Below are 13,372 nucleotides of genomic sequence, written 5' to 3'. Positions count from 1 at the left end.
CGTCCCTTGCCCGCGAGGCGGGCTTGCGGCGCTCCATGCGTGTAGGGACGCTCGAAAAGGAACGATCATGACCACTGCCTCGACCGAACAACCGGTCCGCTATGGGGATGCAGAAAAGACCGAGCGTCCGCTCGGCCGCTCCATCATTCGCGGCATGCTGAACCGTTGTCCGCACTGCAACAGCGGCAAGCTTTTCAGGGCTTTCCTGAAGCCTGTCGACCATTGCGCCGCCTGCGGCGAGGCCATGCACCACCACCGCTCCGACGACTTGCCGCCTTATCTCGTGATCCTCGTTATCGGCCACGTCGTGGTCGGCGGCTACATGATGACTGACATGATCTGGCCGCTGCCGCTCTGGCTGACGCTGGCAATCTGGGCTCCCATCACCGTTCTGACCGCCCTAGCCTCGATCCAGCCGATCAAGGGCGGCGTGATCGGCCTGCAATGGGCGCTGCGCCTGCATGGTTTCGGCGGCCAGAGCGATGATCACGACGATTACGATATCCCCGGCCGCGGGCGCTCATCATAAGCAGTCCTACACCTTCACCATCCAGACATAATTCGCGTGTAGTGGGCAACGCTCGCCGGCGCTGCAGGGTTGCAACGCCAGTCCTGAGTGAACATGAGCTGGATTATTTGATCTATTGCCATCGGCGCCGGACTTTCCGTAAAGCACAGCCCGTCACTTGGATTTGGCACGCATGTGCCTTTCTATGTGCCACAAAACGGGCGATTCGTTTCAGTCATTCAAGGATGGATTCATGTCTCAGCCGAGAAACGGCACACCGGGCGATGTCGAGGAAATCCATTGGCCGTCGCTGGTTGCCGCCGTCTCGTCGATTTCCGCTGTCGGCATCGCGATCGGCCTCGGCCTTCCGCTTCTCAGCATCATCCTGGAAAAACGCGGCATCCCCTCAACGCTCATCGGCCTGAATACGGCCATGGCGGGGGTCGCCGCCATGGCCGCCGCCCCGATCACAACGAAACTCGCGCATCAATACGGAGTGGCCCCTACCATGCTCTGGGCGGTGGTGATTTCGGCGCTCAGTTCGCTCGGATTTTACTACGCCGAGGATTTCTGGCTCTGGTTTCCTCTTCGCTTTGCCTTTCACGGTGCGACGACCACCCTGTTCATCCTATCCGAGTTTTGGATCAACGCCGCCTCACCGCCCACGAAACGCGGATTCGTGCTTGGTATTTACGCGACGGTGCTTTCGCTCGGCTTCGCGGCGGGGCCCCTGCTCTTTTCGATTCTCGGCAGCGACGGAATTCTCCCATTTATTGTCGGCGCGGCCGCGATTCTGCTTGCGGCCATTCCGATCTTTATCGCGCGGCACGAAAGCCCGATCCTCGAAGAGAAGCCGGAACTGCATTTCATGCGCTACGTCTTCCTGGTGCCGACGGCAACGGCCGCGGTCTTCATTTTCGGCGCGGTCGAGGCGGGTGGCCTTTCGCTGTTTCCGATCTATGCGATCCGCGCGAACTTCACCGAATCGCAGGCGGCACTGCTGCTGACGGTCATGGGCATCGGCAACGTCATCTTTCAGATCCCGGTCGGAATGCTCTCCGACCGGATTTCCGACAAGCGCCCGCTGCTTGCCGCCATGGCCTTCATGGGCCTCATCGGCTCGCTGATGCTGCCGCTGCTCTCCCACAGCTGGATCATGATGGCAGGGGTCTTGCTCTTCTGGGGCGGCTGCGTTGCCGGTCTCTATACCGTCGGCCTCAGCCATCTCGGCTCCCGGCTAACAGGATCCGACCTTGCGGCGGCGAATGCCGCCTTCGTCTTCTGTTATGCGGTCGGCACCGTTGCCGGCCCGCAGGCGATCGGAGTTGCTATCGACGTTGCCGGAAACAATGGTTTTGCATGGGCGATTGCCTGTTTCTTCGGCCTTTATGCCTTGCTGGCGGGCATAAGGCTGCTTTTCCTCCGAAAGCGGGCTTGACTTTTCGGGCTGGATTCGTAGTTTCGCGCCAGAATTTGCCGTGGAGCCCATCCGGCTTTCCACGGCTTTCATTTTCTTAAAGGCAGGACGACCATGGCCAAGGCTACCACAATCAAGATCAAGCTGCTGTCGACGGCCGACACCGGTTTCTTCTACGTCACGACGAAGAACAGCCGTACGATGACGGACAAGATGACGAAGACCAAGTATGACCCGGTTGCTAAGAAGCACGTCGAGTTCAAGGAAACCAAGATCAAGTAACCCTTGATTTCAGGTTCTTTCAGGAAGCGCGCGCCACATGGTTGCGCGCTTTTTTCATTTCTGGATTGTTATTTTCCGCAAAAGCGCAAACAAAAACGCCGTCTTTCCCTATGATGGGAACGACGGCGTTTTTCCGATAAGGGGTCGGCCAGCAGGCAACGCGGCACGAGGAACCGCGTAAGTTGCATGCTAGCCGACCGACCCCACGACCCAGGAGATGCGGCGGACCTGAGCATCATGGGGTATGCCGGCTCCTCAAGAGGGAGCACTTTCTCTTATGAGCCGATAATTTGCGCAAAAAAGAAAGAAAATCAACAAATTCTTAATGATGAGAAATTCCTGCCTGCTCCTATGGTTAAAAGTCCAATTTTGGGGCAGGTGGAGATCAGCCGAATGACTTAGGCGCTCAGGAAATGAACCAGTTTTGCGAAGAAACCTATAGGCACATAGCAGTAACTTTGTCGGATACTGACGTTACGTAATGTCGCAACATTTTCGCTCTGGAAATAGCACTGCTTGCACAGTTGCCGGTCGCCACGGGTGTATTCTTTGACGGAACGCCTTTGTTCTTCCCGCCGCCGGAGATGCACCCTAAGAAGGTCACCGAAGGCAGAAATCCATTTCCAGATCTTTTCCACAAAAGAAACATGTCATTTGCCTGCGCAACGATTACAAATTTGTAAGATTCACCGATTCCGGTGGAAAAAGGTGTCCTGAGCCGTTCTTGAAAAAGTCTTGCCGTCAAGCCGCAGCAGCAACGACGCGGTTCCGACCGGTGTTCTTTGCTTCATACAGAGCAAGATCGGCCTGCTTCATAAGCTGATCCGGCGTGATGACCGAAGAGAGGCGCGAAGAAATGCCGAAGGAGGCGGTGACCTTCAGCTCCTGCCCCGCCGATTTCAGCTCGAAAGGAATGCTTTCGACGGAGGCCCGCAGACGCTCGGCAACCGCAGCGGCCACCTCGGGCGACGTATCCGGCATCACCACGACGAACTCCTCGCCGCCGTAGCGGCATGCGAGATCGGCGCCGCGGACGGTTGAGCGGATGCGATTGGCAAATTCCTTGATCACTTCGTCGCCGGCATCGTGGCCATGCGTGTCGTTCACTTGCTTGAAGCGGTCTATGTCGGTGATCAGCACGGAAAGCGGCCGGCCCCGCGCCATCGAGCGGTTGAAGAGAACCTTGAGATGATTGTCGAGATAGCGGCGGTTGTTGAGGCCTGTCAGCGGATCGGTGACAGCAAGTTCGATCGTCTGCTTGACGCTCGCGCGCAGACGGTCGTTGAAACGCTTGCGGCGGATCTGCGTCAGGCTGCGGGCGACGAGTTCATTCGGATCGACCGGACGGACGATGTAGTCGTTGACGCCGAGATCGAGCGCCCGGATCACCATGTCATCTGCGCCCTGCTCCGTCATGATCAGGATCGGCAGAAAACGGGTACGCTCCAGCGAGCGGAACTGGGAGCAGAGCCGCAAAGGATCGTAATCGTCGAAATTGGCATTGACGATCACCAGTTCGAAGGCGTTCTCGGCGGCTTCGAACAGAGCTGCCTGCGGGTCGGAGATGGCGGTCACGTCGGCAATCGGCTTCAGCGCCTTGATGACGCGCTCCTGCGAATTGGCGCGGCTGTCGACCAGCAAAATCTGACCGGCCTCTTCCGGACGTGTTTCGCCGGCGCGGATGAGGTCGTCGATCCCCATCGTCTCAGCCGTTTCGGCGCGGATACGCAGTTCATCGCTCAGCGTCTTCAGGCGCAGAAGGCTCTTTACGCGGGAGATGAGCTGCAGGTCGTTGACCGGCTTGGTTAGGAAATCGTCCGCGCCCGCCTTCAGGCCTCGCACGCGGTCGGCCGGCTGGTCCAGCGCCGTGACCATCACGACGGGAATATGCGAGGTCTTCGCGTTCGCCTTCAGGCGCGCGCAGACTTCGAAGCCGTCGAGCCCCGGCATCATCACGTCGAGCAGGACGAGATCGACCTGGTTTCGCTCGCAAATCGCCAGCGCCTGATAACCGTCGGCGGCCGTCAGCACGTCAAAATATTCAGCGAGGAGCCGCGCTTCGAGCAGCTTCACATTCGCCGGAATATCATCAACCACCAATATGCGCGCCGTCATAAACGTCTTTCAGATGCGCTAGGCATCACCGAGATAAGTCTTGATCGTTTCAATGAATTTCGGAACCGAGATGGGCTTGGACACGTAAGCTTCGCAGCCGCCCTGACGGATACGCTCCTCGTCGCCCTTCATGGCAAAGGCGGTCACCGCGATCACCGGGATGACATGCAGTTCGTCGTCTTCCTTCAGCCATTTGGTGACCTCCAGGCCGGAAACCTCCGGAAGCTGGATATCCATCAAGATCAGGTCCGGCTTGTATTTTCGAGCAAGATCAAGCGCTTCCATTCCGTTACGGGTCTGAATCGTCGTATAGCCGGACGCCTCGATCAGGTCGCGAAAGAGCTTCATGTTGAGCTCGTTATCTTCTACAATCATCACCTGTTTGGGCATTGCACGCTTGTCCCTACGTCTCGTCCCTGCAGCCGATCGCGCCGTGACAGAACACTGCGCGCGCGAATCCAGGAAACCGATAGTGGTAAACTACCGGTATTTGGTTGAAGAAAAGGTAACTTACCCAGCGAAATGCAAAGCAACTTCAAGACTTCCAAACATTTAGCCACAGACCCGCAGGAAACGGCGATTGCCGTTCTCGGCTGGCTGGCAAACGAGCCCGACATGTTCTCGCGTTTCCTGGCGCTGACGGGCGTGGAGCCTGCCCAGGTCCGCAACGCCATCAACGATCCGGGCTTCCTTGCCGGCATGCTGGATTTCCTGATGAACCACGAGCCGACGGCGGTGGATTTCTGCCAAACGACCGGCACGGCGCCTGATACGCTCACTGCCGCGTGGCGGCATTTCTCCTCTCCCGGCCTCGATTCCGGAGAATACTGAGCGCAATGGAGACCGTGACCTTCGACATCTCGCATGTGCGGCTCGGCGACCGGCCGCTGATCGTCTGCGACGTCGATGACGTCGTGCTGCAGTTTATCGATCCTTTCCAGCGGTTTCTTCTCAGCGAAGGGCATGAGCTTTTGCCGCGTTCCTTCCGTCTTCATGGCAATATCGTTTCTAAAGATGGGGTTGCGCTCGAGGATATCCACGTCAGCCGGCTGGTCGAAACCTTCTTCGAACGGCAGGAAGAGTGGCAGTTGCCGGTTTCACTGGCGGCGGAGACACTCAGCAGGCTCTCCGCCGAGGCCGATATCGTTTTCCTGACCGCAATGCCGCCGGTCTATGCCGATCAGCGGCGGCGGCTGCTCGACCGCTTCGGCCTGACCCACCCTCTTCTGGCGGCGCGTGAGCCGAAAGGGCCGATCGTCAAGATGCTGCATGGCGCTCGCCCCCTGCCCGTCGCTTTCATCGACGACATGGCGGTCAATCTTCATTCGGTGCGCGAACATGTCGATATCTGCCTTCTGCTGCATCTGATGCCGGTCTCCGAAATTCACCGTTTCGCGCCTGCGGCGATGGACGGTACTCCACGCGTCAACAACTGGAACGAAGCCGCATCCATGATCGGACGGCATTTTGCCGAAGCCAACGCGGCTCGAAGCCTCACTGCTGCAAATCCAGCCGCATAAGCGGCCGGCCGTCCTTTCGCCGCGCCACCGGCTCGAAGCCCGCTGCATCGAAGATCGCGGTCGAGCCGATGCAGAGCGTGACCGACTTTGATTGCTTCGTATGATCGATGGGGCAGCCTTCGAGATAGCGCGCGCCGTTCTGCCTCGCGTGGTCGATTGCGCCCTGCAGCAGATGGTGGCTGAGGCCTTTGCCGCGCAACGGTGCTGCAAGAAAGAAACAACTGATCGCCCAGACGGACGCGTCCAGTGCATCGCCATCCTCTAGCGGCCGGGAAACGACGCGCGGTGAGTTGAACTGCGGAACGTCATGGCGCGGACCGACCTGCACCCAGGCGACCGGCCGGTCATCCGCATAGGCGAGAATGCCGGGCGGCGGACCGGCGGCGATGCGGCTTTTGATATGCTCTTTCCGCTCCTCCGGCCGCATTTTGGTGCGCACCGCATGCGGCAGCCTCAGCGCCACACACCAGCAGTCGCAGAACGCGCCGCGCGGACCGAAGAGCGTCTCGAAATCCGTCCAGCGCTCCGGCGTCACCGGCTCAAAACGCAGATCGATGTCCAAAGCCAAACCTCTCCCGTCTCTTGAGACTCGGAAGCTTAAGGCGTAATCTCTCGATGTTCAATCTTTGTTCTCATCACGATGACGCCAACGCCTGACAAGACACCCGGCTTCTGTCGCGACTGCCTTGCCGAGCAGAAGGGCGAGGCACGCCGCTGCATGGCCTGCGGCAGCCCGCGTCTCGTGCGGCACAGGGAGCTTTACGATCTGACGCTCGCGCATATCGATTGCGACGCCTTCTACGCCGCGGTCGAAAAGCGCGACAATCCGGAGCTTGCCGACAAGCCGGTCATCATCGGCGGCGGCAAGCGCGGCGTCGTCTCCACTGCCTGCTATATCGCCCGCATCCACGGCGTCCGCTCCGCCATGCCGATGTTCAAGGCGCTGGAGGCGTGCCCGCAGGCGGTGGTCATCCGCCCCGATATGGAGAAATACGTCAAGGTCGGCCGCGAGATCCGCACCATGATGCAGGAGCTGACGCCGCTGGTGCAGCCGCTTTCGATCGACGAGGCATTCCTCGAACTCGGCGGCACCCAGCGCCTGCACCACGATCCGCCGGCGCGGACGCTGGCGAAATTCGCCCGCCGCGTGGAAAAGGAGATCGGCATCACGGTTTCCGTTGGGCTGTCCTACTGCAAGTTCCTCGCCAAGGTGGCTTCCGACCTGCAGAAGCCGCGGGGCTTTTCCATCATCGGCCGCGAAGAAGCCGTGGCGTTTCTGGCGCCGCGGCGGGTGACGACCATCTGGGGCGTTGGCAGGGCCTTTGCGGCAACGCTCGAAGCGGACGGCATCCGCACGATCGGCCAGCTTCAGACGATGGAGGAGACCGATCTGATGCGCCGCTACGGCAGTATCGGCCAGAAGCTTGCCCGCCTTTCGCGCGGCATCGACGACCGCGAGGTGCACCTCAACGATCCGGCAAAGAGCGTCTCCTCGGAGACGACCTTCTTCGACGATATTTCGCGCTATGAGGATCTGGTGCCGATCTTGCGCAGTCTCTCCGAGAAGGTCTCCTGGCGGCTGAAGAAGAGCGGCATTGCCGGGAGCACCGTCGTGTTGAAGATGAAGACGGCGGACTTCAAATCCCGTACGCGCAACCGCAAGCTGGAGGACCCGACGCAGCTTGCCGACAGGATTTTCCGCACCGGCATCGAGCTTCTGGAGAAGGAAACGGACGGCACGAAATTCCGCCTGATCGGCATCGGCGTCACCGACCTTTGCGACCCGGCACGCGCCGACCCGCCGGATCTCATCGACCAGCAATCCACGCGTCGGGCGGCGGCGGAAGCCGCGATGGACAAGCTGCGCGAGAAATTTGGCAAGAAGACCGTGGAGACCGGCTACACGTTCGGCAGCGGCAAGCGCGACGGATAATCTGGCAATCGCAAATACATGGCTGAGCCGGCTATAGATCACCAATGCGTGAACGCCGATCCAGCGACCAATGCTCAAGCCTTCCTTAAGCATCGTGCCGTAATATGCCGGACAAGTATTGCGTATTGGTTGGCTAACATGTTCTCGCGTTTTGTTTTCGGCCTCGGCTTGCTGTCGGCGACCGCACTCGTGCATCACCCCGCTTTTGCGGCGGATGCCCGCACGCTGCAAATCTTCGTCTCCAAGGACAAGCAGTCGCTTGCCGTCTATGACGGCGCGGATGTGATCGCAATGTCGAAAGTCTCGACCGGCAAGGCCGGCCACACGACGCCGAGCGGCATCTTTTCCGTGCTCGAGAAGCAGAAATATCACGAGTCCAACCTCTACTCGGCGGCTCCGATGCCGTGGATGCAGCGGCTGACCTGGTCCGGCATCGCGCTTCATGAATCGAATTCCGTGCCGCGCAATCCGGCCTCCCACGGCTGCGTGCGCATGCCCGCCGCCTTTGCCAAACAGCTCTACAAGATGACGAGCCTCAGCGTGCCGGTCATCATCAGCGATGCCGAAGTGGCGCCCGAGCCGGTTGCGCATCCGAATCTCTTCCGTCCCGATCTGCCGGAACCGCCGCTGCTGCTTTCGGATGCGGCACTGCGTCCGGCGATCGGCGAAACCGGCGGCGAGCCGGTTCGACTGGCGATGAACAGCGCAGTGCCTCCTCCGGTCGCGCGGGCCGCAGTACCGGAAAACACCAATCCGATCCGCATTCTCATCACCCGCCGCACCGAGCGCGAGACGGTGATCAATATCCAGACCTATCTCAACCAGCTCGGCTTTTCCGCCGGCGCGCCTGACGGGCTTCTCGGTACTGCAACCATTCAGGCCATCAATGCCTTCAAGGCGCTTCGATCCATGCAGTTCAAGGACGACAAGGCGCTCGTCAGCAACACTCTCCTGAGGGAAATTTACGCGGCGGCAGGCAAGGGCGAACCGCCGAACGGCGTCATCATGGTGCGCCAGGATTTCAAACCGGTCTTCGAGGCGCCGATCACGATCGACAATCCGCGGCAGGCGCTCGGCACGCATTTCTTCACGCTGCACGCCGTCGAGGTCGAAAACGGCAGGGCTGACTGGCTGGGCGTGACGCTCAAGAACAATCTTTCCAGGCAGGCGATGAAGCGGCTCGGGATCGTCGCCAACGAGAGCTCGATCGTGACCGGCGGTACGCCGATCGCCGATGCGCTCGACCGCATCAGAATACCAGACGGAACGCGCCGCCGGATCGACGGCATGCTGGCCGCAGGCTCGACACTGACGATCTCCGACACCGGCATCGGTCCGGAGACCGGCGCCGGCACGGATTTCATCACGATCACGCGTTAGAGTGCCGCTACACGCAGGATGCGGCGAAGGCGCTCAAAACGACCTTCGCTTGAGAGCGAGCGCAGGAAATCTTGATTTATGCACATGGTCCTGATGAGATTCAGCATGAGCAAGCGCAAGCCGTTCGATCTCGATGGATACCTGCGTGATATCACGACACGGCCCTGCTTTATCTGCGGTGTGGTGAGCGGAGATCCCGCGTTCTTCCATCATCGCATTTTCGAGGATGAGGAGACGATCATCTTTCTCAGCAAGTATCCAACATTGCCCGGATACTGCTTGGTTTCCCCGAAGAAACACCGCGAAGACTTGGCTCACGATCTCTCGACCGAAGAATACCTGCGATTGCAAGGGCATATACACGTCTTGTCTCGTGCGCTGAAAAAGCTACTCGAGGCTGAAAGGATCTACGTTCTTTCGCTGGGCAGCCAGCAAGCCAACAGCCACATCCATTTCCATGTGGTCCCTCTGCCCGCAGGTTTTCCGCTCCAGGAGCAACAGTACCACGCACTCATGGCCGAGCATGGCGTGCTGCAGATTCCGGCCGACGAGATGGCACGGCTAGCGGAGCAGATCACCCAACTTTTCCTTGAAGAACTGAGCGCTTCATAGTGCAGGTTCAGTTCACGACCTAGACAAGCTCGACATCTACAATGCCGGGGGCGGCGCGCAAGGCGGCGGCGATTTCCGGCGTGATGCGGTATTTCTGCGGCAGCTCCACCTCGACCTCGCGCTTGCCGTCCTCCTTGATGACGATGAAGGAGACGAGGCCATCGCCCTTGGCGTTCAGATGTGCTGCAACGGCGCGTAGCGGGCCGGAATCGCGAACATAAACGCGCAGCGCCTTCTGCATCTGCAGCGATTTCTCCTCGAGGGACTGGATCGTCTGCAAGCGCAGCCCTACGCCTTCCGGACGCTCCTCGCCGGTGGCGGTGAGCACGAAGGATTTCCCGGCCTCCAGCACATCGCGGTACTGGTTCAGCATTTCGAAGAACAGCACGGCTTCGAACTGTCCGGACGAATCCGAAAAGACGATGATCCCCATCTTGTTGCCGGTGCGGGTCTTGCGCTCCTGCTTCGAAATCACCGTTCCGGCAAGGCGGGCATTGGTTGCGCCCTGCTTCACGGCGGCGGAGAACTCCGCAAAGGTCTGGACCCGCATCTTCTGCAGGATGTTGTTGTAGCTGTCGAGCGGGTGCGCCGTCAGGTAGAAGCCGAGCACCTGGAACTCCTTGAGCAGCTGCTCGGAGGCGAGCCAGGGCGCAAACGGCGGCAGCGCAATCTTCTCCGGGCCCGACGACAGCGCGCCGCCGAAGATATCCGACTGGCCGCTCAGCTTGTTTTCCTGCGCGCGCTGGGCATAGCCCAGAATGCGATCAAGGCCAGCGGCGAGCTGGGCGCGATCCTGGCCGAAGCAATCGAAGGCGCCGGCATGGATCAGGCTTTCCAGCACGCGACGGTTGACCTGGCGCGGATCGATACGCAGGCAGAAATCCTCGATACTGGTAAAAGGCTTGTCGCCGCGCACCTCGACAATGTGATCGACGGCATTTTCGCCGACGCCCTTCAGCGCCGCCAGTGCATAATAAATGCGGTTGTTGCCCGTTTCAAATTGGCGGAATGAGCTTTGAACCGAAGGCGCAATGACCTCGATGCCGAGGCGCTTGGCATCCTGCCGGAAATCATTGACCTTATCCGTGTTCGACATGTCGAGCGTCATCGACGCGGCGAGGAACTCGACCGGATAATGCGCCTTCATATAGGCCGTCTGATAGGAGACGATGGCATAAGCTGCTGCGTGCGACTTGTTGAAGCCGTAATTCGCGAACTTCGCCAGAAGTTCGAAGATGTTATCGGCCTGCGGTTTCGAAACGCCGTTGCGGATGGCGCCGTCGACGAAGCGTTCGCGTTGCTGGTCCATTTCCGCCTTGATCTTCTTGCCCATGGCGCGGCGCAAGAGATCGGCTTCGCCGAGCGAATAGCCGGATAGGACCTGGGCGATCTGCATCACCTGTTCCTGATAGACGATGACGCCCTGCGTTTCCTTGAGCAGATGGTCGATCATCGGATGGATCGACTCGAGCTCTTCCTCGCCATGCTTGCGGGCATTGTAAGTCGGGATGTTTTCCATCGGGCCTGGGCGATAAAGGGCGACGAGGGCGATGATGTCCTCGATGCAGTCCGGCTTCATGCCGATCAGCGCCTTGCGCATGCCGGCACTTTCCACCTGGAACACGCCGACCGTTTCGCCGCGCGAGAGCATCTCGTAGGTTTTCTTGTCGTTGAGCGGGATTGCAGCGAGGTCGACGTTGATGCCACGCTTGGCGACGAAATCAACGGCGACCTTCAGCACAGTCAGCGTTTTCAGGCCGAGGAAGTCGAACTTGACGAGGCCGGCCTGCTCGACCCATTTCATGTTGAACTGGGTAACCGGCATATCCGAGCGGGGGTCGCGATACATCGGGACCAGCTTCGAGAGCGGCCGGTCGCCAATAACGATGCCGGCGGCATGCGTCGAGGCATGGCGGTAAAGGCCCTCGATCTTCTGGGCGATATCGAGCAGGCGCGCCACGACGGGCTCCTTTGCCGCCTCCTCCTGGAGCTTAGGCTCCTCTTCGATCGCCTTGGAAAGCGGCGTCGGATTGGCCGGGTTGTTCGGCACCAGCTTGCAGATCTTGTCGACCTGGCCATAGGGCATTTCCAGCACGCGGCCGACATCGCGAAGGGCGGCCCGCGCCTGCAGCGAACCGAAGGTGATGATCTGCGCCACCTGCGCGCGACCGTATTTCTGCTGGACGTAGCGGATCACCTCTTCGCGGCGGTCCTGGCAAAAGTCGATATCGAAGTCGGGCATCGAGACGCGTTCCGGATTGAGGAAGCGTTCGAAAAGCAGCGAGAAGCGCAGGGGATCGACGTCGGTGATCGTCAGCGCATAGGCGACGAGCGAGCCGGCGCCCGAGCCGCGGCCGGGACCGACCGGGATACCATGCTGCTTCGCCCATTTGATGAAGTCCGCAACGATCAGGAAGTAGCCGGGGAACTTCATGCGCTCGATCACGCTGAGTTCGAATTCCAGCCGTTCGCGATAATCCTTCTCCTCATAGCCGGGCGACATGCCGAGGGTAGCGAGGCGCATGTCGAGCCCCTCCTCGGCCTGCCGGCGGAGCTCGAGCGATTCGGCGCGGTCCGCCTCCTCCGGATCGTCGGTGGCGCCGGTAAAGCGCGGCAGGATCGGCTTGCGGGTCTTCAGCACGAAGGAGCAGCGGCGGGCGATCTCGACCGTGTTTTGCAGCGCCTCCGGCAGATCGGCAAAGAGCTTCGCCATTTCGGAGCGACTCTTCAGATAATGGTCCGGTGTCAGGCGGAAGCGGCTGTCGTCCGACACGATGGCGTTATGGGCAACGGCCATCAACGCGTCATGGGCATCGTAGTCGTCGCGTGCCGGGAAGAATGCCTCGTTGGTCGCCACCAGCGGCAGATCGTGCTCGTAGGCAAGCCCCACGACCCTCTGCTCATGACGCTTGTCGTAGGTTCCATGGCGCTGCAATTCGACATAGAGCCTGCCAGGGAAAAGGCGCTTCAAGGCGAGCAGCCGGTTTTCCGCTTGTGCGGCATGCCCCTGCTTCAGTGCCACATCGACCGGACCGCCTGGCGCTCCCGTCAGCGCGATCAGGCCCTCCGTTCCCGCCTCCTCCAGCCAGGAGGCGCGGATATGGACCGCCTGGTCGTCGCCGCCGCCGAGATAGGCGCGGCTGACGATATCGACCAGCCGCTCGTAACCTGCCGCGGTCGAGGCAAGCACGACGATCGCCGGTAGCTTGGCCAGCGCCTGCTGGCCGCCGCGCCTTTCGGTCTCCAGACCGTCTTCCATGTCGATCGACAGCTGGCAGCCGATGATCGGCTGCAGCCCTTCTTCCATCGCTTTCTGCGAAAACTCGAGAGCGACGAACAGGTTGTTAGTGTCGGTGATGGCGATCGCCGGCTGGCTGTCGCCCGATGCCTTGTAGAGAATCTTCTTCAGCGGCAGCGCGCCTTCAAGCAGCGAATAGGCCGAGTGGACGCGCAGATGCACGAAACCCGGAGTCCCGCCGACGAAGCCGCTCTGCGCATCCGCCATCTTATACCCTTCCAATCGCCCGAATGAATCGATTTGCATTGTCGGTGTTGATGACGGCGATGTCCAGAAGCGGTCCCTTGGGCGGACCGCATGAAGCGAT

General features: G+C 60.3%; 12 protein-coding genes. 8 read left to right on the top strand and 4 right to left on the bottom strand.

The genetic code is table 11. The features are described from left to right. Positions 1-67: 67 nt before the first annotated feature. From ACZ9BX_RS03035 to rpmG, 3 genes are all read left to right on the top strand, one after another. Complete coding sequence (locus tag ACZ9BX_RS03035) at positions 68-529, top strand: DUF983 domain-containing protein (protein WP_027508565.1); 462 nt, start codon at positions 68-70, stop codon at positions 527-529. A gap of 232 nt (positions 530-761) precedes the next feature. Beyond that, a complete protein-coding gene (locus ACZ9BX_RS03030; protein ID WP_027508564.1) occupies positions 762-1,946 on the top strand; it encodes an MFS transporter in 1,185 nt (394 codons plus the stop codon). A gap of 93 nt (positions 1,947-2,039) precedes the next feature. Then, the gene (gene rpmG, locus ACZ9BX_RS03025) at positions 2,040-2,207 is read left to right on the top strand and encodes a 50S ribosomal protein L33 (RefSeq protein WP_003547442.1); all 168 of its coding nucleotides are present in this window, start codon (positions 2,040-2,042) and stop codon (positions 2,205-2,207) included. A 741-nt stretch (positions 2,208-2,948) separates the two neighbouring features. On the opposite strand, the gene ACZ9BX_RS03020 is transcribed toward rpmG, so the two are convergent. Both ACZ9BX_RS03020 and ACZ9BX_RS03015 read right to left on the bottom strand, forming a co-directional pair. After that, a complete protein-coding gene (locus ACZ9BX_RS03020) occupies positions 2,949-4,322 on the bottom strand; it encodes a PleD family two-component system response regulator (protein ID WP_476215644.1) in 1,374 nt (457 codons plus the stop codon). 18 nt (positions 4,323-4,340) lie between these two features. Then, positions 4,341-4,712 (bottom strand): response regulator, encoded by a 372-nt coding sequence (locus tag ACZ9BX_RS03015; protein ID WP_022714852.1) that lies wholly within the window; start codon positions 4,710-4,712, stop codon positions 4,341-4,343. A 132-nt stretch (positions 4,713-4,844) separates the two neighbouring features. On the opposite strand from ACZ9BX_RS03015, the gene ACZ9BX_RS03010 reads away from it, so the two are divergent. Together ACZ9BX_RS03010 and ACZ9BX_RS03005 are read left to right on the top strand one after the other, a co-directional pair. Then, complete coding sequence (locus ACZ9BX_RS03010) at positions 4,845-5,153, top strand: DUF3572 domain-containing protein (protein WP_476215642.1); 309 nt, start codon at positions 4,845-4,847, stop codon at positions 5,151-5,153. A 5-nt stretch (positions 5,154-5,158) separates the two neighbouring features. Beyond that, entirely contained in the window at positions 5,159-5,842 is a 684-nt protein-coding gene (locus ACZ9BX_RS03005) for a hypothetical protein (protein ID WP_476215640.1), read from the top strand. Here the strand turns inward: ACZ9BX_RS03005 and ACZ9BX_RS03000 are convergent. After that, positions 5,817-6,404 carry an N-acetyltransferase family protein gene (locus tag ACZ9BX_RS03000; protein ID WP_476215638.1) on the bottom strand — a complete coding sequence of 196 codons (588 nt, stop codon included), beginning with the start codon at positions 6,402-6,404 and terminating at the stop codon, positions 5,817-5,819. The genes ACZ9BX_RS03005 and ACZ9BX_RS03000 overlap by 26 nt on opposite strands. A 78-nt stretch (positions 6,405-6,482) precedes the next feature. Between ACZ9BX_RS03000 and ACZ9BX_RS02995 the strand changes: the two genes are divergently transcribed. From ACZ9BX_RS02995 to ACZ9BX_RS02985, 3 genes are all read left to right on the top strand, one after another. Next, positions 6,483-7,775 carry a DNA polymerase IV gene (locus tag ACZ9BX_RS02995; protein WP_476215636.1) on the top strand — a complete coding sequence of 431 codons (1,293 nt, stop codon included), beginning with the start codon at positions 6,483-6,485 and terminating at the stop codon, positions 7,773-7,775. 138 nt (positions 7,776-7,913) lie between these two features. Then, complete coding sequence (locus ACZ9BX_RS02990; RefSeq protein ID WP_476215634.1) at positions 7,914-9,155, top strand: L,D-transpeptidase family protein; 1,242 nt, start codon at positions 7,914-7,916, stop codon at positions 9,153-9,155. Positions 9,156-9,260: 105 nt separating this feature from the next. Continuing rightward, a complete protein-coding gene (locus ACZ9BX_RS02985) occupies positions 9,261-9,767 on the top strand; it encodes an HIT family protein (protein ID WP_476215632.1) in 507 nt (168 codons plus the stop codon). A 19-nt stretch (positions 9,768-9,786) separates the two neighbouring features. Here ACZ9BX_RS02985 and dnaE read toward each other — a convergent pair whose 3' ends face one another. Then, a complete protein-coding gene (gene dnaE, locus ACZ9BX_RS02980; RefSeq protein ID WP_476215630.1) occupies positions 9,787-13,272 on the bottom strand; it encodes a DNA polymerase III subunit alpha in 3,486 nt (1,161 codons plus the stop codon). Positions 13,273-13,372: the final 100 nt, after the last annotated feature.

This window comes from Rhizobium sp. USDA 3886 (assembly GCF_056279785.1).
Note: the sequence above shows the minus strand (reverse complement) of the source record. Positions and strands in the feature narration are given on the sequence as shown.